Below are 20,875 nucleotides of genomic sequence, written 5' to 3'. Positions count from 1 at the left end.
ATGCCTCGCTGCAAGGCGCGCGATCGCGCCGATACGCGACAGCCGTATCGGCGCAAACCGCGCGCGCGTTACGCTCATTGGCTCGCGAGCTGGGCCTGGGTATAGAAGCCGTCCTTGACGACTACATCGACGTTGCTCTTGGTGAGCAACGTGGGCTGCAGCAGCACCGTGTCGACTTTCTTCTTGCCGTTGTCGTACTGCGCGTTAAACGCGGGCTTCTCGCCCTTCGCCAATGCAACCGAGAGCTTGGCGGCTTCGCCGGCAATCAGCTTCAACGGCTTGTAGACCGTCATGGTCTGCGTGCCCGCAATCACGCGCTTGACTGCGGCGAGGTCCGCGTCCTGACCCGACACCGGCACCTTGCCCGCCATGTGCTGCGCGGCGAGCGCCTGGATCGCGCCGCCTGCGGTGCCGTCGTTCGACGCGACGATGGCGTCGATCTTGTTGTTGTTCGCGGTCAGCGCGTCTTCGACGATGCGCAGCGCCGTGGATGCGCTCCACTCCGGCACCCACTGCTGGCCCACCACTTTGATGTCGCCCTTGTCGATGGCAGGCTTGAGTACCTTCAACTGGCCTTCGCGCAGCATCTTCGCGTTGTTGTCGGTCGGTGCGCCGCCGAGCAGGAAGTAGTTGCCCTTCGGTTGCGCGTTAAACACGCCTTGTGCCTGCAATTCGCCGACCTTTTCGTTATCGAACGAGATATAGCCGTCCACGTCGGCGTCCAGAATCAGGCGGTCATACGACACGACCTTGATCCCCGCTTTTTTCGCTTCGGCCACGACGTTGCCGAGCGTCTTCGAATTGAACGGCACGATCACGATCACATCCACGCCGCGCGAGATGAGGTTCTCGATCTGCGAGATTTGCCGCGCCTCGCTGGCGTCGGCGGATTGCACGGATACTTTCGCACCGAGTTTTTCCGCAGCAGCGACGAAATAGTCGCGATCGCGCGACCAGCGCTCGACGCGCAGGTCGTCGATACAGAAGCCGATTTCAGGGTGATCCTTGCTCGCGTGCGCAAGCGGCGCGATAAGCGAAAGGCTCGCCAACACCGCTCCACATACGAGCGAACTCAATACAGTACGACGCGTTGCGAATTTCATCTCTGTCTCCTTCTTCTGATAGCCGGAATTCCGGATTGGACGGCCTGCGCTGCGAGCCGCAGGTCCGGACAAGCGACGACCCAAAGCTTCTTTTTATGCGCGCGAGTTGCACCCGCGCGCTTTCTTCATTTGCAACGATGATGCCCTTTAGCGTCCGCTATAAATAGCCTGATTCACGATGTTTTCCATGCGCTCCTGGTGGCCGCTTGCATGCTGCGGATTGAGGTCGCGCGACAGTGCGTCTGCGGCGAGTGTCGACAGCGAATAGTCGCCGGAAAGAATCTTGCGGCCAAAATCGGCGTCCCAACCGGCATAACGCTCACGCTTGAATTGACCAAGGCGGTCGTTTTCAATCAATACGGCCGCGCGTTCGACGGCGAGCGCGAGGTTATCGATTGCGCCAACGTGGCCGTAAAAGAGATCTTCCGGATCGACGCTTTGCCGCCGCACTTTCGAGTCGAAGTTCATGCCGCCTGTCGTGAAGCCGCCGTGGCCCAGGATTTCGTAGAAGGCGAGCGTCAGTTCTTCCACGCTATTGGGGAACTGATCCGTGTCCCAGCCGTTTTGCGGGTCGCCGCGATTGGCGTCGACGCTGCCGAAAATACCGAGCGCATAGGCCGTCGCGATCTCGTGATGAAACGAGTGGCCCGCAAGCGTCGCATGATTCGCCTCGATATTCACGCGAATCTCTTTCTCGAGACCGTATTGCAGCAAGAAGCCGTGGACGGTCGCGACATCGTAATCGTATTGATGCTTGGTCGGCTCTTGCGGCTTAGGCTCGATCAACAGAGAACCTTTGAAGCCGATTTTGTGTGCGTGGTCCACGACCATATGCAGGAAGCGCGCGAGTTGATCGCGTTCGCGCACGAGGTCCGTGTTAAGCAGCGTGTCGTAGCCTTCGCGCCCGCCCCACAATACATAGTTATCGCCTCCGAGCCGCTGCGTCGCGTCGAGCGCATGGCGCACCTGGGTCGCGGCAAACGCGAAGATGTCCGGGTTGGGACTCGTCGCGGCGCCGGCCGCATAACGCGGATGCGAAAACAGATTGGCGGTGCCCCATAGCAGTTTGATACCCGTGTCCTGCTGCTTGCGCGCGAGGTAGTCCACTATGCGGGAAAAGTTCTCGCTGTATTCCTTCAGGTTCGCACCTTCGGGTGCAACGTCGGTGTCATGAAAAGTGTAATACGGCGTGCCGAGCTTCGAGAAGGATTCGAACGCAGCGTCTGCTTTCAGATGCGCCATTTCCATCGCGTCGCCCGGTTGCTGCCAGGGGCGCTTGAAGGTGCCCTGCCCGAAAATATCGACGCCCGGCCACACAAACGTATGCCAGTAACACACCGCTATCCGCAGATGTTCTTCGAGCGTTTTGCCGAGTACCTTTTTGCTTTTATCGTAGTGGCGGTACGCAAGCGGATTGTCCGATTGCGGGCCTTCATAACGGATCTCGGGAATATGTTCGAAGTAGGACATCAGCGTCTCCTTCCCATCTAAAGGGATTATGTTGCACCGCAACCCGTGCGACGTGGCCGGGGCGGTCGATAAGGTGACGCCATGCTGCCGCTTGCCGGAGGCATCGGCAATTGCGAAATTGCGCAGTGTGCTTGATGTTTCTTACCGCCCGCCATTTTGTTTGCCCCCGCGCGCTATTGGCGGCCTAGAATAACCGGACGCTTAAAAATACGGATTCAAAGGAGACAAAGGCTGTGCGGGTTTCAACGTCCGCCGGCCGCTCACCGCCATGACCCGTCCGCAAACACCACAGACGACGCATCGAATCGCGCTGCTCTTCAACGCGAACAAGGTCTACGACCGCGAGATCATTACCGGGATCGGCAACTACTTGCTGTCCACGCGCGTGGCGTGGGACCTCTTTCTGGAAGACGACTTTCGCTGCCGGTTGACGGGCATCGAGCGCTTCGACGGCGACGGCATCATCGCGGATTTCGACGATCCTGCCGTGAGCGAGGCGCTGCGCGATTGTCCATTGCCGGTGGTCGCTGTGGGATCGTCATTCGAGGACCCCGCGCAATATCCCCCGGATTTACCCTATATCGCAACGGACAACAGCAAGCTCGTCTCGCTCGCGTACACGCATCTGATTGGCGCGGGCCTCGAACATTTTGCGCTATACAGCCTGCCGCAAGCGCAAGAGAACCGCTGGGCGCAGCAGCGCGAACTTGCATTCGCACATTTGCGCAATGCGGACGGCCACAGTGCCGAGCAGATTCAAAGCGAGATCTATCGCGGTCTTTCCACGAGCGCGCCTTCATGGAACCAGGCGACCGAACAACTCACCGCGTGGCTGCGCGAATTGCCGAAGCCGGTCGGCATTATTGCCGTGACCGACGCGCGTGCGCGGCATTTGCTGCAAGCGTGTCTGATTGCGGGCATTCCGGTGCCGGAAGAAGTGGCGATTATCGGTATCGACAACGATCCGCTCACGCGCACGCTCACTCGTATTCCACTTTCTTCCGTGATTCAGGGTACTGAGGAAATGGGCCGCACTGCGGCTCACCTATTGCATCAGATGCTGCATGGCGCGCGCTTTCCTGGGCGGCGCATTCTCGTGCCGCCTGTTGGCATCAACGTACTCGAATCGACCAGGCATCAGCCGCTCGCGAGTCCCTATGTAATGCGCGCGCGGCATTTTATTCGCCAGTATGCTTGCCAGGGTATTCGCACTGAACAGGTGGCGGATTATGTCGGCGTGTCGCGTTCGTCGCTCGAAGAGTACTTTCGACGCGAGCGCAAGTGCACGGTGCATCAGGAGATCTTGCGCCATAAGCTCGATGTCGCGAAAGCGCTGCTTGCAAAACGCGATGCGTCGAGCGCGGAAGTGGCAATACGTTGCGGCTTTACGTCGCTGCAATACATGTACGCCGTATTTCGTCGGGAGCTTGGGTGCACGCCACGCGAGTACCAGGAGCGCGCGAGTTTGACTCAGGCTTCGACGCCAGGCTGAGCATGCCTTTACTTTTTTATTTTCTATCGACGACATGATCAGCATCGCACAACTTTCTTCCGAGCCGTGGGGCACGCTCAATGGCGGCGATCCGGTACGGCTCTTTACATTGCGTAACGCGCACGGCATGAAGGTCGCGATTAGCGATCTCGGCGCGACGCTGGTTTCGTGGCATGCGCCGGATCGCGCGGGACGTCTCGGCGATATTCTTCTCGGCCACGACACACCGGCTCAGTACTTCGCGGCCACGACTTTTATGGGCGGCCTGATTGGCCGCTGGGCGAACCGCATTGCCGACGCGCGTTTTACGCTCGACGGCATCGAATACACACTCGACCGCAATGAAGGCACGAAGCTGCTGCATGGTGGAAGCGTCGGTTTTCATCGCGCGATGTGGGACGTGAGCGAAGACAATGGGTCGCTGTTGATGCGCCTCGAGTCGCCGGAAGGCGACGCCGGTTTTCCGGGCAATGTGACCGCGCAAGTGCGCTACACGCTCGACGACGACGGCACCTTGACCATCGAATACGAGGCCATTGCCGACGCCGCGACGCCGCTCAATCTAACGAGTCATGGGTACTTCAACCTGACGGGCCGCGCGGGTGCCGATATTCGCGGACATATGCTGTCAATCGACGCGGACCGGTTCTTCGAAGTCGACGCAGCGATGATCCCTTCGAAGTTGGCCGACGTAGCGGGCAACGCATTCGACTTCCGGCAAAGCGCGCCGATCGGCGCACGCCTTGAATGGCCGCATGCGCAACTCGTGCAAGCGGGCGGATTCGATCATTGCTATGTGTTGCGCGATGCACCTGGCGGCGCAGGCAAGGTGCGAGAAGTCGCGTGTCTTTACGACCCCGGCAGCGGCCGCGAACTGACTGTGTCGACGGATCAGCGCGGCTTGCAGTTTTATAGCGGCAACTTTCTAAAAGGCGATGCAGGACGCGGCGGAGCTCGCTATCAGACACATGCGGGACTGTGTCTGGAAGCGGGCGGCTTTCCGAACCAGGTCAACATGCCGGAGGAACAGAATGACGTGATCCTGCGACCCGGCGACACGTACCGGCAAGTGACTGCGTATCGCGTGGGTGTGCGCGAAGGCGTGTGACAAAACGCCTTCATTTGCAGTCGCTGGGATTACAGCACGCCGACTTATCAATTGCTGCAAGAGTGAATTACTGCATTGGGGGTTTGCCCTCGAATAACCGCTTCCTACAATCCGCGCATGGTGCCGACGATCCACAGCGGCATCGGACGACACCATTCCCGGAGGGAAGCATCATGAACACGCTGATTAAGGCAGTGACTCTTGCTGTTGTGCTGGCCGCGCCAGTCGCATCGTTTGCACAATCGGAACAGCCGCTCACGCGCGCGGAAGTGAAGGCTCAGTTAAAGCAGATCGAACAGGCCGGTTATAACCCGGCGGCTGCAGTGGATGCCAATTATCCCGCCGATATCCAAGCGGCCGAGGCTCGCGTTGCCGCACAGAACGCAATGGCTCAGAGCGACACGACCGGTTACGGATCGACGGCAACGGGATCGTCGCAAACAGGAGCGGCCGCGCCGGCTCAGTGACAACCGCTTTTCCGTAGATACGACATCGCACAGATTCGCTTTAAGATGACCGCTCGAAACGAGGAGCGGTCATGGGATCAACCGTCAAGAATTCATTGCTGTGGGTGTTCGAGTCTATCGAGGACGACCCCGGTTTCATGAGGAAGCGCTTATTCGGCTTTGAAGCAGCTTATGTCGATGGCTTGCTTTGTCTCTCGGTCGGCAATGGCGAAGAGCCGTGGAATGGATTGCTGGTATGTACATCGCGCGATCGCCACGCAGATCTTATTCGCGAGTTTCCTGAGTTGGCGCCGCATCCTGTACTCGGCAAGTGGCTTTATTTGTCGCAGACGCATGAAGAGTTTGAAGCGCTGGCGGGCGCGGTGGTTGAAGTAGTCAGAAGGCGCGACTCGCGTGTCGGCGTCGAGCCCGCGGCAAGAAAGAAGAGCGCGAAAAAGAATCGCTTCGTCTGACGGCACGCGATCGACATCTCGCGATGGGTCCCATCGTCACCTACGACACGAAGATAAACGGAAAGCACCCGCTTGCGAAGTACGGCGAGTTTTATGGCAACCGCGACGGTTGCTTCTTGATCCAATCAGACGCGGGCGTGCACGCTCGTCGCGACAACTCATTGCACGCGATTTTTCGCCTCTGCGTTTCCAATCAGAAAGACAAACAGTAACCACCCAGCGCCGTCGCCGGTTTGCGACGAGCGCCGCGTCGGCATGCTCAGCCACGGCGAATGTTATTATCGGAAACACGCAATACAATCGCCCTTCAGTAGCAAACAAAGCAGCAACTCATGGACACGCACATCACGAAGCCCGCCGAACCCTTGACGACCGATCTGGGCCGTCGCGTACGCGCCGCCCGTCAGTCGCAAGACCTGACGCTCGAAACCGCGAGCCGCCTGTGCGGCGTCTCACGCTCGACGCTCTCGAAAGTCGAAAACGGCCTCATGTCCCCGACTTTCGACGTGCTGCAAAAAATCGTCCTTGGACTGAAGATCGAGATCGGCGAATTGTTTGGCTCTGCGCCGAAGATCAGCGCAAATGGGCGTCGCGCACTCACGCGCAAAGGCGAAGGACAGCGCCACGCATATCGCGGCTATCAAATGGAACTGCTCGCGACCGATCTCGCGCACAAAGCCATGCTGCCGTTTCGCATCCGCATTTCGGCGCACACGCTCGATGCGTTCGACGACTGGGGCCGCCATGAAGGCGAAGAGTTTCTCTACGTGATTAGCGGCAGCGTGTGCCTCTATTCCGAGTTGTATGCGCCGACGCATCTGAACGCCGGCGACAGTCTCTACTTCGACAGCCGCACCGGCCACGCCGCAGTGTCGACGAGTGAAGAGGATGCCGAAGTATTATGGATGGCGACAAGCGCCGACATTCCGCAAGCACCCGCAATAGACGAATCGCCCCGGAAATAGCGCAACGTCTCAAGCGTTCGCTTGTCCTCGCGCCTGTGCGAGCGCACTGAGATTGCCTTCGCCGAAACCATGATGTCCCTTGCGCTGAACGATCTCGAAGAAAATCTCGCCGGGTCCGCGGCGCACGAAAGTCTGGAAAAACAATAGCGGTATACCGTCCGCGCCAATCTCGCCATCCACGAGAACATGCGTGCGCTTCAGGCGCTCGACGTCGAGTCCATGTCCCGGCAAACGCGCGTCCAGTTGCTCGTAATAGCGCGGCGGCGGCTCGACAAATTGCACACCGTTGGCAAGCAACTGCTCGACGCAAGCGAAGATGTCGTCTGTTGCGAGCGCAATGTGCTGCACGCCCTCGCCCGGATGATCGGGCAAGTATTCGTGCATCAGGTTCGTACGGCGCGTGCCTTCCTCGTAAAGCGGAATGCGGATCGCGCCGCACGGCGACACCATCACACGCGATTCCGCCGACACATGCCAGTTCGCATGCAGCTCGTGAATCTCGCGGAAATTGAGCAGATCGCGATAGAAGTCGAGCCACTCCTGCATGCGGCCTTCGCCGACCGTTTGCGTCAAGTGATCCACTGCGACGAGGCCGGTGCCCGCATGGCTCAGATCCGCCTGCGCGGTGTCGATCTGGATCGGACGGAAGTCGATGTCGAAGATCGAAATATCGCCAAGCCCGCCGCGCTGGCCGCCGCGTCCGCGCCAACGGTCGACAAAGTAAATGTGTGAATCGCCAATGCCCTGAATGGCCGGAATCAGCAACTCGCCCGCGCCGATTCGCTCGCCTTCGAACGCCCACGCGCCGAGTTCGATTGCGCGGTCGAAAGCGCGCTGCGCATCGGCCACGCGAATGCCGATTGCGCAAATGCCGGCGCCGTATTCTTCGGCGTAGCGCGCGGCGAACGAATCCGGCTCCGCGTTGATCAGGAAATTCATTTCGCCCTGCCGGTATAGCGTGACGTCCTTGCTGATGTGGCGCGCAATCGCCTTGAAGCCGAGCCTGACGAACGTGTCGCCGAGCGCCTGCGGATCGCGCGAGGCGAACTCCACGAATTCGATGCCGGCAGTGCCGAGCGGATTATGCTCAGGCGCCGACACAGCGCGAAGCGCGGCCTCTGGAGTGGGCAAGTCGCTGGGCATGGCAATCTCCTTGTACTGTGTTTCGACGCTGTTTTCTGTGCAAGCTTTTGCTGAACTCGCAGTGTGACACTGCCTGCGCGTGACGCAACCGCGCGCGGTTGTCGACGGCTTTCGCACCGTGTTTTTACACCGGCTCGCGCCTGGTTCGCAACTTGAATTTGTACTGGATGGTTCACAAACACCGTGAGTCGCGCGCTCGAATATCCGGTGCTCCGGTGAGCGCAATGAGCCTGAAACGCCAACTCTGTTACTTCGCCGCCGTGCGGCGCATCCGCTTGCGCACAGGCTTGCTCGCCGGTTTGCCACCGCTCGCAGCCATCCTCGATTGCGCGACCTCTCGCACCGCGTCGATAAACGCACGCCCCACCGGCGAAGGCTGCGTGTCCGAGCGCCGGATCAGACCGACAGGCTCGTCGGTGCCCGCAAACGGCAACGGCAAACGCACGAACATGCCGTGCGCCAACTCGTACTCCACTGCACTCAGCGGCACGAACCAGACGGCGTCGTTCTCGAGCGTCAATGCACGCCCCGTCGACACCGACAACACTTCGACAAACGCTGACAACGGCAGCACGCCCCATGCGCTCAGCAGACTGTCCGCCGACTGCCGGATCAGCGTGCCGAACGGCGGCAACACCACCGGGAAATCCTGCAACGCGGCGGACGGCAACCCCGGCGTGTCGCCGAGCGGATGCCCCGCCCGCACGACGGCGATCAGCGGTTCGCTGAACAACTGCTCGAAGCTGAGGCCGACCATGCGCTCGGGATCGGCGAGCCGGCCGACTGCGAATTCAATCGTGCCCGCTTTCAGACGCTCGAGCAATTCCGGGTTCGCGCCGGTTGCCAGACGCACGATCACGCGCGGCCAGAGCGACGCAAACCGCTTGAGGACAGGCGGCATCAGCGCGGCGGCGACGGTCGGAAGAATCCCAACTTCGAGCGTGGCCGCGGCGGCGCCTTCGGCGCGCGAAAGCAGATCGACGCCTTGCCGCAATGCGCTGACGCAGGCGCTCGCGTGCGGCATGAAAAGTTGCCCTTCGCGCGTCGGCACGGCGCCGTGACGGCCCCGTTCGAACAGTTTCACGCCGAGAATGGCTTCGAGTTCCGCGACCGTCTTGGAGACGGCGGGCTGGGTGATCGACAGGCTGTCAGCCGCCCGCTGGACGCTGCCGAACTGGGCCACGGCCAGAAAGCACTGAAGATGACGGAATTTGACGCGACTGTCCGCGAGGCTGCGTTGCATAACGGCAGGTTATACGAAAAACGCCAAAACGTCATTTTTCATAACCGGACAGTTTGGATAAAGTGGCCTTATAAGCTCTATCCCACAATTGCCGAAGGAGACATCGATGGACGATTCCTTTCTCAGCGCGCGCGATTTCGCGTCGCATCCCGAGTACATTTATCCCGGCTACGGTTCGTCGGTTAAACGCGGTCCCACGCGTCCGCTGATTCCGTTGAAGGAAAAGCTGCGCGATCAGCGCGTGCCCGTCTACGGCACCGAAGACCTCGGCGCGCTCGACAACGATCTGACCCGCAACGCCGTGCGTAATGGCGAGCCGCTTGGCGAACGTATCATCGTGACGGGCCGTGTGCTCGACGAGGGCGGCCGGCCGGTGCGCAACACGCTCGTCGAAATCTGGCAGGCGAACGCGGCGGGCCGTTACGTGCACAAGGTCGATCAGCACGACGCGCCGCTCGATCCGAATTTTCTCGGCGCGGGCCGCTGCATCACCGATAACGAAGGCCGTTATCGCTTTCTGACGATCAAACCCGGCGCGTATCCGTGGGGCAATCATCCGAATGCATGGCGCCCGAATCACATCCACTTCTCGCTGTTCGGCGAGCATTTCGGTTCGCGCCTCGTCACGCAAATGTATTTTCCGGGCGACCCGCTGCTGGCGTTCGATCCGATCTTCCAGGGCACGCCGGAGCATGCGCGTGACCGGCTGATAGCCAACTTCTCGCTCGGCACGACGCAAGAGTCGTACGCGCTCGGCTACGACTTCGACATCGTGCTGCGCGGCCGCAACGAAACTCCGATGGAGCGCTAAGCCATGACCACTCTCAAGCAAACGCCCTCGCAGACGGTCGGACCGTACTTCGCGTACGGCCTGTGCCCGCAGCAATACGATTTCGACTTCAAGAGCCTGTTCACGCCCGTTCTCGCGGACCGCGAGGCGGCCGGCGAGCACATCACGATCGTGGGCCAGGTGTTCGACGGCGACGGCAACGTGATCGGCGATGCGATGCTCGAAGTGTCGCAAGTGGACGCGAACGGGCACTACCCCGAATCGCGCGACGAAATCCTGAAGACCGGTTTTCGCGGCTTTGCCCGCGTCGGCACGGGCACGGACCCGCACAAGCGCTTTGTCGTGGAGACGATCAAGCCCGGCCGCGTGAGTGCGGACGAGGCGCCGCATCTGAACGTGATCGTCACGATGCGAGGCATGCTGCTGCACACGTTCACACGCATTTATTTCGAGGACGAAGCGAATGCCAATGAACGCGATCCGGTACTGGCAGCGGTTCCGGCCGATCGCCGCGATACGCTGATCGCGCGGCGCGACGCGAATACCGCGAACGTGTATCGCTTCGACATCCACATGCAGGGCGACAAGGAAACGGTTTTTTTCGACCTGTGACGCGGAATCCCTACACTTTCATATAGCTTTCGCCTACACTGAAAGCGATCCGTCAAGCGACTGGATCGCGAAACTCCGAGTAGTTGAGCCCGCCTTAGTGCGGGCTTTTTTTTGCGCCCGCTGAAAATGCAGGCTCGATCTGCAGGCTTGATCATCACAACGAGCAACGCAGCCAGCGGCGGATTCTGATCACGTCCGCAATATGGTCATGCGGACCTGGCGCGCCGAGCACGACAATGTCGATCGGCCTGCCGTGCACGATCATTCGCACGACAACGCAGTGTCCCGCCTCGTTAATGAAGCCGGTTTTCTGCAATACGATCGACCGGTCGCCGCTTCTCACCAGCGCATTCGAGTTGTGATAACTCAAACGCGCGCGCGGACCGCCAGGAAATACCCACTGGTCGCGGTCGGTCGAATATGCGCGAATCAGCGGATAGCGGCTGGCGGCCGCCACGAGCCGAGCCAGGTCGCGCGCCGTCGACACGTTATGCGGCGACAAGCCCGTGCCGTTTACAAACGACGTATGGCGCATGCCGAGCGCGCGCGCCTTCGCGTTCATCGCGGCCACGAAGCCCGGTCTGCCGCCGGCGTAATCGCGGCTCAACGCGGCAGCCGCGCGATTTTCCGACGACATCAGCGCAATGTGCAGCATGTCGTGGCGCGACAAAACCGAGCCGACGCTCAGACGCGAACCTGTGAACTTGTCGAAATCCTGATCTTGGACGGTGACGTTCAGCGGTGCATCGAGCGCGTGCCGTGTATCGAGCGCGACGACGGCCGTCATTAGTTTGGATACCGAAGCAATCGGCATCACGCGATCGGCCTGCTTTTCGGTGAGCACGGTTTGCGTTCGTTCGTCGACCACGAAGACTGAACGCGCGCGCAGCAATGCGCGGGACTTTGGCGTATATCCGCAGCGGGGCAACAGGCGGAGCCCCGCATGGGCCCCATGTGCGGTATTCATCGATGTACGCGATGCGGGTTCTCGAGGCTGCCGGTTGCGATGCGCGGTCACTCCGGCAGTACGCCGTCCATTGCGCGGCTCGCGCGCAATGCGTGCGGCGTGGCGGCGCGATTTCGGCGCGAGCTTGCTTGCGTGCATGGAACGCTCGTCGTCGGTGACATGCTTGCGCCTGTGCGCCTTGCGCGTGGCAACCTTGTTCGCTTTGCCGGCGCTTCGCGCTTTGGCCTTCGACGTATGCCGCGCGGGCGGCGAGATATGACGGCTCACGCGAACCGACGCATGCCGAACAGGCTCGTGAGTCGCGCCGAAGGTCCAGCCGACGTTCAGGCACAACAGGCCGAGCACGGCGACATAACGGAGCCACGCAGCAAAACGGAATTCAGGGAATGACGATGAAGGAGTGGGTCGACGGTACGGCATGCAGCTTCCAGTTCTGTGCCGCGCGCGCCCGTGATGAAGAACTGCAGCGGAGCGCGTGGCCGGCAACGACCCGGGGATGTTAAGGGAGATCGCGCACACGATCAACGGCAAATGTCCGCGCCGGTTAATCGCAAGCGACGTCGATGCCGCGACAGCATTGCTCGCGCTTAGCAGCGAAAGTGGTCGATGTTCTGTCCGGCGTAAATGGCGCGCGCGAGCCAGTCGGGCTTGTCGCCATGGCCGTCCCACGTATTGCCGAACGCGTCGCGATACATGACCGCGCGCGTCGCGGCGGCGTCTGCGGCTATCGACTTGCTGAGCGCTTCGATCGTGATGCCGTATTCGTCCATGCGCCGGCGTATCCACGCGATCAGGCGCTCACGCGCATTCCCGTCGAGGTCGAACAGCCGTTGTTGTTCTTCTCGCTCTTTCATCATGACCGGTTGCAGCTAATAATGTTTGTGATGGAAATAAAATGGCTAAAAGAACGCGAAGCCTATGCGCTATTCACGCATGATTGAGATGAGCTGCGCGCAATGAGGTTGCAATGCCTCGCCCGATGCGCAAAGAAACGCATCTGGAAATCATGCCCAGCAAGTCTCGGATTTAAGGGGAATTCGCCGCTACTGCTTGAATCGCACCGCGCTTGCCCGGAGTCCCGAAGCATCTTCAGCGTATGAAACCAATTCTAGCATTCAAACAATTCTGCTTGCAGCCAGCGTGTACTTCTTTGCATTGCGCGGCGCTTATTGTTTATTGCATTGTGAATATCGCCGATGTGAAACCGATTCAATAAAGCAGAAGCGGCACGCTCACGCCCGTGCTATGTTTCGGCACATCGTCTGTTCATACCCAATAGAAACGCACAGGAGACACGATCATGCCTGCCTCAACCGCCATCCTCACTATTCTTGCCGCGCTGCTGTTAGGCGCGATGAGTCCGGGACCGAGTTTCGTCATCGTCGCGCGCAATGCGATTGGTCTGTCGCGCGGCGACGGTCTGGCAACGGCGCTCGGCATGGGCATCGGCGGCGTGTTTTTTAGCGGCATTGCACTGCTCGGCTTATACACGTTGCTGGCGACCGTCGAATGGCTTTATATCGGCCTGAAAGTGGCCGGCGGGCTTTACCTCATTTATCTGGCCTCGAAGATCTGGAGCGGCGCGGCCAAACCGCTTGCGTTCGACGCGACGCAAAGCGTGCCGACCAATCCACGTCGATCTTTCTGGATCGGTCTCAGCACGCAACTCAGCAATCCCAAGACAGCGGTTTATTACGGCAGTATTTTCGCGGCGCTTTTGCCGCAGCATCCGCCGCTCTGGTGTTATTTCGCGTTGCCGCCCGCCATCTTCGCCATCGAAGCGGGCTGGTACACGATCGTCGCCTTGTGCTTTTCGAGCAAGCGCCCGCGCGAAATCTATCTGCAGTGGAAAGCGTGGATCGATCGCATCGCCGCAAGCGCCGTCGCGGCACTTGGCTTGCGTTTGATCGTGACCGCGCACAAGGTCGGCATCTGACATTGTGCGGACCAACGGCTTTGCTTGCATCGACGAAAAGCCGTTGGCCGCGAACAGGACGGCTATCAGGGCGGCATTGTCAGGCCGCGGCCGGCTGCGAGCGAACGACTGTCGAACGGCTCTCCAACGATAGTTACAAGATAAGTGTTGACGCCGGTATGCCCCAGCGGTTACTGTTGCATCCGAAGTTCAAGAAGTTCGATTGCTGTTCATCAATGTCTCGCTCCCTCAGCGGTATTCGTTGTCCTCTCCCTCCTTGACGCTTCAGCCGCTCTTTCGCAAGAGCATATTTTCTATTTCTTTCCTCAAGGATTCTTCATGGATACCGGTACCGTTAAGTGGTTCAACGACAGCAAAGGCTTTGGCTTCATCACCCCGGACAAGGGCGGCGACGACCTGTTCGCGCACTTCTCCGAAATCAGCGGCAACGGCTTCAAGACGCTCGCTGAAAACCAGAAGGTGAGCTTCGAAACCAAGCAAGGCCCGAAGGGTCTGCAAGCGGCCAACATCACGCCGCTCTAAGCAAAGTTTGAAGGGCTCGGTGTCCGGCAACGGACATCGGGCTGCAGCGACATCCTCGCGGAGCTTCGTCTCCCACAGTTGGCGCGCGATCGCTTCAGAGTTGCAGCTATGTCGGCAACTCGCCCGAGCGCCAAACGCCTCGTTGCACCTCATTCCCCTTTCGGCTTCAACGCCCTTTTAGCTTTCCGGCTGCGTACTGATTCGGCTCGCAATGGCTTTGAATCGGCTCGTCCGCGCGACTCAATGACAGTTCGCATGGCGGCCGCGCACCCGTACATTATTAAAATACAAATGCAAAACAAACATATTCATCATTACAACGGCTATGCCGTTCAACCTTCGGCGCACCGTCTGCCCGATGGCACCTTCTCGTCCAACCTGCTGCTCGAACGCGCTGACAGCGCGCGCGCGGATGGCCTCTACCAGTTCTATTCGCTCGACTACTTCGCCGACGAAGAACAGGCATTGGAGCATTCCGCACGTTGGGCACGCGAGTGGGTCGATACGCGCGGTTGACGCCACGATAAGCGCGCGAAGTCAGAAGCTCTGATCTATTGCCGCTTATCGTCAAAAGCACAGGCCAGAACGGCCATGCTTTTCCTGCCCAATTTATCGGCACGCGGATAAAGAATCCGCTTCGACAGCCGTTATGCGAACTATGGCGCGGCCTCGCCCGCGCTCCCTATTTCGCGCTCAACGCACTGTCGAATCCGATAAATGAACCGTCTGACACTAAAACAGAAGTTGTGGGTGCCCCTGCTGCTTTGCTGGGTAGCGCTGCTGATCGTGACCGTCGTCAACGCGCTCGAAGCGCGTAGCGCACAAATGGACGCGCGTCGCTCGGCGCTTGCCGACGTCACGGACATGGCGGCGTCGATCGTCGCGGACTACGCGAAGCAGGCGGACGCCGGCAAGCTTTCCGTCGACGACGCGAAGCAGCAGGCCATTGCCCGCGTGACGGCACAGCGTTATGGCAAATCGGGCTACGTGACGATCGTGCGCAGCGACTCCGTAATGGTCGCTCATCCGATGAGCCCGCAGCTCAACGGCAAGGACATGAGCGGCTTTCGCGACGCCAAGGGCACCGCGCTCTATCACGACATCGCGGCGGCGGGCGGCTCGTCGGCCGGCTCGGGCTACCTGCGTTACTGGTGGCCGAAACCCGGCGAGACCAAACCCAGCGAAAAGATCGGCTACGTGAAGCGCTTTGCGCCGTGGAACTGGGACTTCATCGCCGGCGCCTATATGGACGACATTCAGGCGCAGTTCTACGAGACGCTGCTGCGCTCGGGCGGCATGCTGCTCGTACTCGGCGTGCTCGTGTCGTTCGTCGCGTCGCGCGTGGTGCGCAATGTCTCGCGTTCGATTGGCGGCGAGCCGTCCGCGGCGGCGCAGATCGCCATGCGCATCGCTCGCGGCGACCTCGCGACGCCTATCGACTTGCGTCGCGACGATACCTCCAGCCTGCTCTTCTCACTGCGCGAGATGCGCGATCAGCTCGCGGCCACCGTCGCGCGCATCAAAAATTCGGCCGAGACGATCACCGTTGCTTCCAAGGAAATCGCCGCGGGCAATCTGGATTTGTCGAGCCGCACCGAAGAACAGGCGGCGTCGTTGCAGCAAACCGCCGCCAGCATGGATGAACTCACCAAAACTGTCACGCAGAACGCGGACAACGCGGCGACCGCGTCCGAACTCGCGAGAGACGCGTCGAGCATCGCGGCGCGCGGCGGCGAGGTCGTCAACGACGTTGTCGAGAAAATGGCCGGCATTACCGATAGTTCGCGCAAGATCGGCGAGATCATCAGCGTAATCGAGGGCATTGCGTTCCAGACGAACATCCTCGCGCTCAACGCCGCGGTCGAAGCCGCGCGCGCCGGCGAAGAAGGCCGCGGTTTCGCGGTCGTCGCGGGCGAAGTGCGCAATCTCGCGCAGCGCAGCGCGACGGCGGCCAAGGAAATCAAGGTGTTGATCGACCAGTCCGTCGAGCAGGTCGGCGAAGGTTCGACGCTGGCCGGCAAGGCCGGCAGCACGATCGGCGAGGTCGTCGAGGCGGTGCGCCGCGTCACGGCGATCATGAACGAAATTTCGGCGGCGTCGAAGGAGCAAAGCTCAGGCATCGGCGAAGTGAATCTCGCGATTCGCCAGATGGACGACGTCACGCAGCGCAACGCCGCGCTTGTCGAGCAGGCCGCGGCCGCCGCAGGCTCGCTGGACGAGCAGACCGAGCGGCTGCGCGAGGCCGTCGCTGTGTTCAGGGTCGGGCAAGCCGGCTGATCGTTGCCGACGACACACGCACGCCCACACGTTTCTCGCACGCATAAAAAAAGGTGCCGCGAACGGCACCTTTTTGTACAACAAGCAGCTTCTGGTGAAGCTTAGAAGCGGTGACGCAGACCGACCGTAGCAGCCGTCTGGTTCTTCGACGACGACGGAGCTTGCGTGATATCGCCGCTGTAGATCGAAGCGACACCGCCGTCGCCCATTGCGTGCTGGTACACGGCTTGAGCGTAGACGTCCGTACGACGCGACAACGAGTAGTCAGCCTGCAGGCCGATCTGGTGGTAACGAACCGAGGTCGAGCCACCGTTTGCGGCAACGCCATAGCCCTTGCCGTCGGTGAACGTGTACGCCACGCCCAGGCCGAGAGCCGGGGTCAGGTTGTACTTGCCGTTGACTTCGTAGTTGTTAGCGCGCAGCGATTGCTGAACACCTGCAACGTTGTCGATACGCGATTGCGTCCATGCCAGACCGACAGTTGCCGGGCCGAACGAGTACGAACCTGCCGCGCCGAATTCGCGCTGACGGAAGTTGCCCGTCAAGCCTGCGAATGCGCCGTCCGAAGCGCCGCCGTTGCTAGCCGTGCCTGCTGCGTTCGTTGCGCCCGGGTTGTTCTGCTGTGCGTAAGCAGCGCCCAAACGCAGACCTTGCCACTGGTAAGCAGCGCCCAAGCTGTATTCGCGGTTGTTTGCGAATGCGCCAGCCTGGTTCGAGAAGCCGTACGTGCCGCCGAACGTGAAGCCAGCGTAGTTAGCGCTCGAGTACTTGACCGAGTTGTTGACTGCGAAGCCGCCGTTCGTGTTCAGGTTGTCGTTGTTGAACGGGTGCGCGAAGTACGTGCCGCCCCAGCTGCCCGTTGCGGTCAGCGGTGCCAGGTAGTCTTGCGCTGCGTCGTATTGACGGCCCAGCGTGACCGAACCGAATTGCGCGCTCGACAGACCGACGAATGCCTGACGGTTGAACATGCCGTTGTTGTTAGCGAAACGGCCGTTGTTGATGTTAAAGCCGCTTTCCAACGTGAAGATTGCCTTCAGGCCGCCACCCAGGTCTTCCGAACCGCGCAGACCGAAACGGCTCTGATCGATGCCGCCGCTGCCGGCTGCCCACTTCGAGTTGTGAGCAACGTTGCTCGTGTAGGTCACGCCAGCGTCCAGCAGGCCGTACAGGGTAACGCTGCTTTGTGCGTGAGCAACGGATGCGAACGATGCGGCAACCGCAACGACGATGAGACTCTTTTTCATGCGTGGGACTCCTGTTCGATAAATTTTCGTTGGGGAGCGGGACCAGCCTCGGCGGTGCACGGAGGCGCCGCCGCCCTTGACGCCGCCCCGTTCTGGGACGGCCGGGCACCCTTGAAACGAAGCGTGAGTGTAGGGGGTCACCCTAATAGCGGCGCGCGCAATTCACGCAACACGGTCTTGCCCGATCCGCAATAATCGGACGGCCGTTTCCGCTAAGTTATTGTTTTTGGAGAATTAACCGGAATAAGGGACAGGCGGGCCGACTGCCTCCGCCATAAAATATTTGCAACTTTTCAATAACTCAAGTTGCGCAAATGCAACAGGTTGTAATACGCGCGAAGCAATACGGGGAGCAGGCGGGCAATTAACCGCTCGCGGAGTCTGCTTATTAATTAAGCAGCATTGCCAGCGGGTAATGAGCGGTTAGGTTTATTTACGAATTCCGGGAACTAAATCGAATTAATACTGTCTTCTCGCGTGGATTGCCTATTAAAACCGTATCCAGTTCTCGCGCAGAAAATGAAAAGCCGCCCATTAGGCGGCTTATTGCGGTTGCGGAATGACGCCGCACTCACATTATTCGATGCTGATAAGTGAATGATAAGTGAAGCCTTCAGCACGGGCGTTGCCCGGAGGTGAACTGCGGCGCCGACCGCCGCGTGACAAACCCGGTGCTGAAAGCGGACGGCAATGCATCGAACGGCCTTCCATCTACATTAACGGCACGGCCGTTCGCCTTTTCACGAGTAGTTTCCCCAATTCCGTCGGCTGGACTCCGTGATCTAGGAGTCGTCTTCGGGCAGCCCGAGCGCGTCCTCGTCCTCTGGGGAACTGCCGGGCGCCAGCGGATCGGTGTCGGGCGGCGTGTCCGTCAACGGACGCGGCTGCTCTTCCGGCGCATCGAGCGGCTGGTTCGACGGGTCGGCAATGGGGTCGATGGTGGGATCGGTTTGCATGGTCAGCCTCCTGCGGATGGGAACATCTCCCACCGTGAGCCGCGCAACGGCTATTCCCGCGGTGTGCCGCTTCGCCAGCGTGGGCCGAAGCCCTTGATCGTCGATGTAGAAACTGCGCTTGCGCGTAGCGGAAATTTCCCGCGTCGTTGCTGCGGGACATTCCTTTAAGGGCGATCCGCGCCGGACGTCGTCGGATTATCGGCGGCGCCTGTCAGAAAAGGCTCCAGCCCAAACAGCCACGCAAAGCAGAACGTGATGCACGCCAGCAGGCTGAGTTGACGCGACGGCGCACTGTCGACGACGCCGTGCAACGGCGTGACGAGCACGGGCTGGGACTGTGAAAACTCTGTAGCGGTCTGGTCTTGTGGCATGGCGATTCTCGTTATTTGACTTCTATCTGTGCGCCGAGCTTTAGCAAGGTGCGTGCCGCGCTTGCCACTGTTCCTATTAGCGCTCGGACGAAGGCCGATGACGTGCTCGCGCCAGGTCGGTGTTTACCCGTCAACCGCGTTTTCGACTTGCACACACGCTCAGTGCAACACAAAATGTAAGCGCTATCATCGCGACGAATCCACCTTAGATGCGGGCGCCACCGCGTTTAAACGCCACCCGATGAGTCGTAATGTAAGCGCTAACACAACATCCGAACGTAGCAACGCCTGCGGCAGCAGCACAGCAAGACAAGCCGCCAAGGCCCCGAACCACCGCGCGCCGCCCGCCACGACGCGCAACATCCACCCGCCCGGCATCGCATCGGCGCGGTCGCCCAGCAAAACCGCAAACATGAAACGGAGACGACGATCATGAGCGCAACCCCGAGCCACGAGCAGGCCCCGCCCACCATCCGCCGCGCGCAGGTCGTGGCGCTCACGCTGCTGATGGTGAGCGGCATCGTCAACTATCTGGATCGCGGGACGCTCGCCGTCGCCAATCCGTTGATCCGTCATGACATGGGCCTGACGCTCGGGCAAATGGGCCTGCTGCTTTCGGCGTTCTCGTGGAGTTATGCGCTGTTTCAGTTGCCAGTCGGCGGACTCGTCGACCGGATCGGACCGCGCAAGCTGCTCGGCATCGGCCTGATCGTCTGGTCGCTCGCGCAGGTGGCCGGCGGCTTCGTGTCCACCTTCGGCTGGTTCGTGCTTGCGCGGATCGTGCTCGGCATCGGCGAAGCGCCGCAGTTTCCGTCGGCGGCTCGCGTGGTCAGCAACTGGTTTCCGCTGCGCGCACGCGGCAAGCCGACCGGCATCTTCAATTCTGCGTCGCCGCTCGGCACCGCACTCGCGCCGCTTTGCCTCTCGGTGCTGGTCGTGAATTTTCACTGGCGCTGGGCGTTCATCGTGACCGGCGTCGTGGGGCTGATCGTCGCGGCCGTCTGGTTCGCGCTCTATCGCGACCCGGCGAAAGCGACGATGAGCGAAGCCGAGCGCCTCTATCTGGAAGGCGACGAAGCGGACCGCAAGTCGCAGCCGACCGTCACGTTCGCGGAATGGCGGTCGCTCTTTTCGCACGGCACGACGTGGGGCATGCTGATCGGCTTCTTCGGCTCCGTCTATCTGAACTGGGTCTACCTGACATGGCTGCCCGGCTATCTGACGATGGCGCGTCACATGAGCCTGATGCACACCGGCGTGGCCGCGTCGGTGCCGTTTTTCTGCGGCTTTCTCGGTTCGCTCACGGCCGGCTGGTTCTCCGATCTCATCACGAGCCGCAGCGCGAGCCCGGTCGCGAGCCGCCGTAATTCCGTGGTCATCGCGATGCTCGGCATGGTCGCGTTCACGATTCCGGCCGCGCTCGTGCAGAGCAATACGCTCGCGATTGTGTGCATCTCCGTGGTGATCTTTCTGGCCAACGCGGCGTCCGCCAGTTCGTGGGCGCTCGCGACAGCGGCCGCGCCGCCGAACCGCGTCGGCTCGCTCGGCGCGATCCAGAACTTCGGCGGCTTTCTCGGCGGTGCACTCGCGCCCATCTTCACCGGCTACATCGCGCAGACCTGGTCGTTCGTGCCCGCGCTATTGACGGCCGCGGGCATCGCGTTCATCGGCGCAATGAGTTACCTGCTGCTGGTGCGCAAACCCATCGCCGACGAACCCGCCGCCAACGAACCGATGCAGGCGCCGGCATGAGCGCG

At 60.7% G+C, this 20,875-nt stretch carries 22 protein-coding genes; 13 read left to right on the top strand and 9 right to left on the bottom strand.

Going from position 1 to position 20,875, the window contains the following annotated elements; genetic code table 11:
- Nucleotides 1–74 precede the first annotated feature (74 nt).
- The gene (gene xylF, locus C8K18_RS31725) at nucleotides 75–1,103 is read right to left on the bottom strand and encodes a D-xylose ABC transporter substrate-binding protein (RefSeq protein WP_029971564.1); all 1,029 of its coding nucleotides are present in this window, start codon (nucleotides 1,101–1,103) and stop codon (nucleotides 75–77) included.
- A 147-nt stretch (nucleotides 1,104–1,250) separates the two neighbouring features.
- A complete protein-coding gene (xylA, locus tag C8K18_RS31720; protein ID WP_107710936.1) occupies nucleotides 1,251–2,573 on the bottom strand; it encodes a xylose isomerase in 1,323 nt (440 codons plus the stop codon).
- Between the two features lie 268 nt (nucleotides 2,574–2,841).
- On the opposite strand from xylA, the gene C8K18_RS31715 reads away from it, so the two are divergent.
- The 6 genes from C8K18_RS31715 to C8K18_RS31690 all read left to right on the top strand — a co-directional run bounded on the left by C8K18_RS31715 (nucleotide 2,842) and on the right by C8K18_RS31690 (nucleotide 7,057).
- A complete protein-coding gene (locus C8K18_RS31715) occupies nucleotides 2,842–4,065 on the top strand; it encodes a DNA-binding transcriptional regulator (RefSeq protein WP_006047716.1) in 1,224 nt (407 codons plus the stop codon).
- Between the two features lie 34 nt (nucleotides 4,066–4,099).
- Entirely contained in the window at nucleotides 4,100–5,173 is a 1,074-nt protein-coding gene (locus C8K18_RS31710; RefSeq protein ID WP_006047715.1) for an aldose epimerase family protein, read from the top strand.
- A 173-nt stretch (nucleotides 5,174–5,346) separates the two neighbouring features.
- Nucleotides 5,347–5,640, top strand: coding sequence for a DUF4148 domain-containing protein (locus C8K18_RS31705; RefSeq protein ID WP_107710935.1), 294 nt, complete (start codon nucleotides 5,347–5,349; stop codon nucleotides 5,638–5,640).
- Between the two features lie 71 nt (nucleotides 5,641–5,711).
- Nucleotides 5,712–6,092 carry a hypothetical protein gene (locus C8K18_RS31700; RefSeq protein WP_107710934.1) on the top strand — a complete coding sequence of 127 codons (381 nt, stop codon included), beginning with the start codon at nucleotides 5,712–5,714 and terminating at the stop codon, nucleotides 6,090–6,092.
- A gap of 23 nt (nucleotides 6,093–6,115) precedes the next feature.
- Complete coding sequence (locus C8K18_RS31695) at nucleotides 6,116–6,304, top strand: hypothetical protein (protein ID WP_107710933.1); 189 nt, start codon at nucleotides 6,116–6,118, stop codon at nucleotides 6,302–6,304.
- Between the two features lie 120 nt (nucleotides 6,305–6,424).
- The gene (locus C8K18_RS31690; RefSeq protein ID WP_029971560.1) at nucleotides 6,425–7,057 is read left to right on the top strand and encodes a helix-turn-helix domain-containing protein; all 633 of its coding nucleotides are present in this window, start codon (nucleotides 6,425–6,427) and stop codon (nucleotides 7,055–7,057) included.
- A gap of 9 nt (nucleotides 7,058–7,066) precedes the next feature.
- Here the strand turns inward: C8K18_RS31690 and C8K18_RS31685 are convergent, their stop codons facing one another.
- Nucleotides 7,067–8,200: a 4-hydroxyphenylpyruvate dioxygenase family protein gene (locus C8K18_RS31685; RefSeq protein WP_053859640.1), complete on the bottom strand. Its 1,134-nt coding sequence runs from the start codon at nucleotides 8,198–8,200 to the stop codon at nucleotides 7,067–7,069.
- A gap of 247 nt (nucleotides 8,201–8,447) precedes the next feature.
- Nucleotides 8,448–9,443, bottom strand: a complete 996-nt coding sequence (pcaQ, locus tag C8K18_RS31680) for a pca operon transcription factor PcaQ (RefSeq protein WP_053859641.1) — start codon at nucleotides 9,441–9,443, stop codon at nucleotides 8,448–8,450.
- A 106-nt stretch (nucleotides 9,444–9,549) separates the two neighbouring features.
- On the opposite strand from pcaQ, the gene pcaH reads away from it, so the two are divergent.
- Together pcaH and pcaG are read left to right on the top strand one after the other, a co-directional pair.
- The gene (gene pcaH / locus C8K18_RS31675) at nucleotides 9,550–10,254 is read left to right on the top strand and encodes a protocatechuate 3,4-dioxygenase subunit beta (RefSeq protein WP_107710932.1); all 705 of its coding nucleotides are present in this window, start codon (nucleotides 9,550–9,552) and stop codon (nucleotides 10,252–10,254) included.
- A 3-nt stretch (nucleotides 10,255–10,257) separates the two neighbouring features.
- The gene (gene pcaG / locus C8K18_RS31670; RefSeq protein WP_107710931.1) at nucleotides 10,258–10,845 is read left to right on the top strand and encodes a protocatechuate 3,4-dioxygenase subunit alpha; all 588 of its coding nucleotides are present in this window, start codon (nucleotides 10,258–10,260) and stop codon (nucleotides 10,843–10,845) included.
- Nucleotides 10,846–10,999: 154 nt separating this feature from the next.
- On the opposite strand, the gene C8K18_RS31665 is transcribed toward pcaG, so the two are convergent.
- Together C8K18_RS31665 and C8K18_RS31660 are read right to left on the bottom strand one after the other, a co-directional pair.
- Nucleotides 11,000–12,232 (bottom strand): serine hydrolase, encoded by a 1,233-nt coding sequence (locus tag C8K18_RS31665; RefSeq protein ID WP_053859643.1) that lies wholly within the window; start codon nucleotides 12,230–12,232, stop codon nucleotides 11,000–11,002.
- Nucleotides 12,233–12,399: 167 nt separating this feature from the next.
- Complete coding sequence (locus tag C8K18_RS31660; RefSeq protein ID WP_107710944.1) at nucleotides 12,400–12,666, bottom strand: H-NS family nucleoid-associated regulatory protein; 267 nt, start codon at nucleotides 12,664–12,666, stop codon at nucleotides 12,400–12,402.
- Between the two features lie 446 nt (nucleotides 12,667–13,112).
- Between C8K18_RS31660 and C8K18_RS31655 the strand changes: the two genes are divergently transcribed.
- The 4 genes from C8K18_RS31655 to C8K18_RS31640 all read left to right on the top strand — a co-directional run bounded on the left by C8K18_RS31655 (nucleotide 13,113) and on the right by C8K18_RS31640 (nucleotide 16,547).
- Complete coding sequence (locus C8K18_RS31655; RefSeq protein WP_107710930.1) at nucleotides 13,113–13,748, top strand: LysE family translocator; 636 nt, start codon at nucleotides 13,113–13,115, stop codon at nucleotides 13,746–13,748.
- Between the two features lie 318 nt (nucleotides 13,749–14,066).
- On the top strand, nucleotides 14,067–14,270 hold the full coding sequence (locus C8K18_RS31650) for a cold-shock protein (protein ID WP_006047703.1): 204 nt from the start codon (nucleotides 14,067–14,069) through the stop codon (nucleotides 14,268–14,270).
- A gap of 291 nt (nucleotides 14,271–14,561) precedes the next feature.
- Nucleotides 14,562–14,786: a hypothetical protein gene (locus tag C8K18_RS31645; RefSeq protein WP_029971551.1), complete on the top strand. Its 225-nt coding sequence runs from the start codon at nucleotides 14,562–14,564 to the stop codon at nucleotides 14,784–14,786.
- Nucleotides 14,787–14,987: 201 nt separating this feature from the next.
- Nucleotides 14,988–16,547, top strand: coding sequence for a methyl-accepting chemotaxis protein (locus C8K18_RS31640; RefSeq protein WP_107710929.1), 1,560 nt, complete (start codon nucleotides 14,988–14,990; stop codon nucleotides 16,545–16,547).
- Nucleotides 16,548–16,648: 101 nt separating this feature from the next.
- Here C8K18_RS31640 and C8K18_RS31635 read toward each other — a convergent pair whose 3' ends face one another.
- From C8K18_RS31635 to C8K18_RS31630, 3 genes are all read right to left on the bottom strand, one after another.
- Entirely contained in the window at nucleotides 16,649–17,791 is a 1,143-nt protein-coding gene (locus C8K18_RS31635; RefSeq protein WP_006047700.1) for a porin, read from the bottom strand.
- 782 nt (nucleotides 17,792–18,573) lie between these two features.
- On the bottom strand, nucleotides 18,574–18,747 hold the full coding sequence (locus C8K18_RS33450; protein WP_165919888.1) for a hypothetical protein: 174 nt from the start codon (nucleotides 18,745–18,747) through the stop codon (nucleotides 18,574–18,576).
- A 164-nt stretch (nucleotides 18,748–18,911) separates the two neighbouring features.
- On the bottom strand, nucleotides 18,912–19,118 hold the full coding sequence (locus tag C8K18_RS31630; protein ID WP_029971549.1) for a hypothetical protein: 207 nt from the start codon (nucleotides 19,116–19,118) through the stop codon (nucleotides 18,912–18,914).
- 432 nt (nucleotides 19,119–19,550) lie between these two features.
- On the opposite strand from C8K18_RS31630, the gene C8K18_RS31625 reads away from it, so the two are divergent.
- Entirely contained in the window at nucleotides 19,551–20,870 is a 1,320-nt protein-coding gene (locus tag C8K18_RS31625) for an MFS transporter (protein ID WP_053859647.1), read from the top strand.
- Nucleotides 20,871–20,875 lie beyond the last annotated feature (5 nt).

The sequence above is a fragment of the Paraburkholderia sp. GV068 genome (genome assembly GCF_003058125.1).
Taxonomy (GTDB): domain Bacteria; phylum Pseudomonadota; class Gammaproteobacteria; order Burkholderiales; family Burkholderiaceae; genus Paraburkholderia; species Paraburkholderia graminis.
This window is presented reverse-complemented; position numbering and strand designations above follow the sequence as displayed.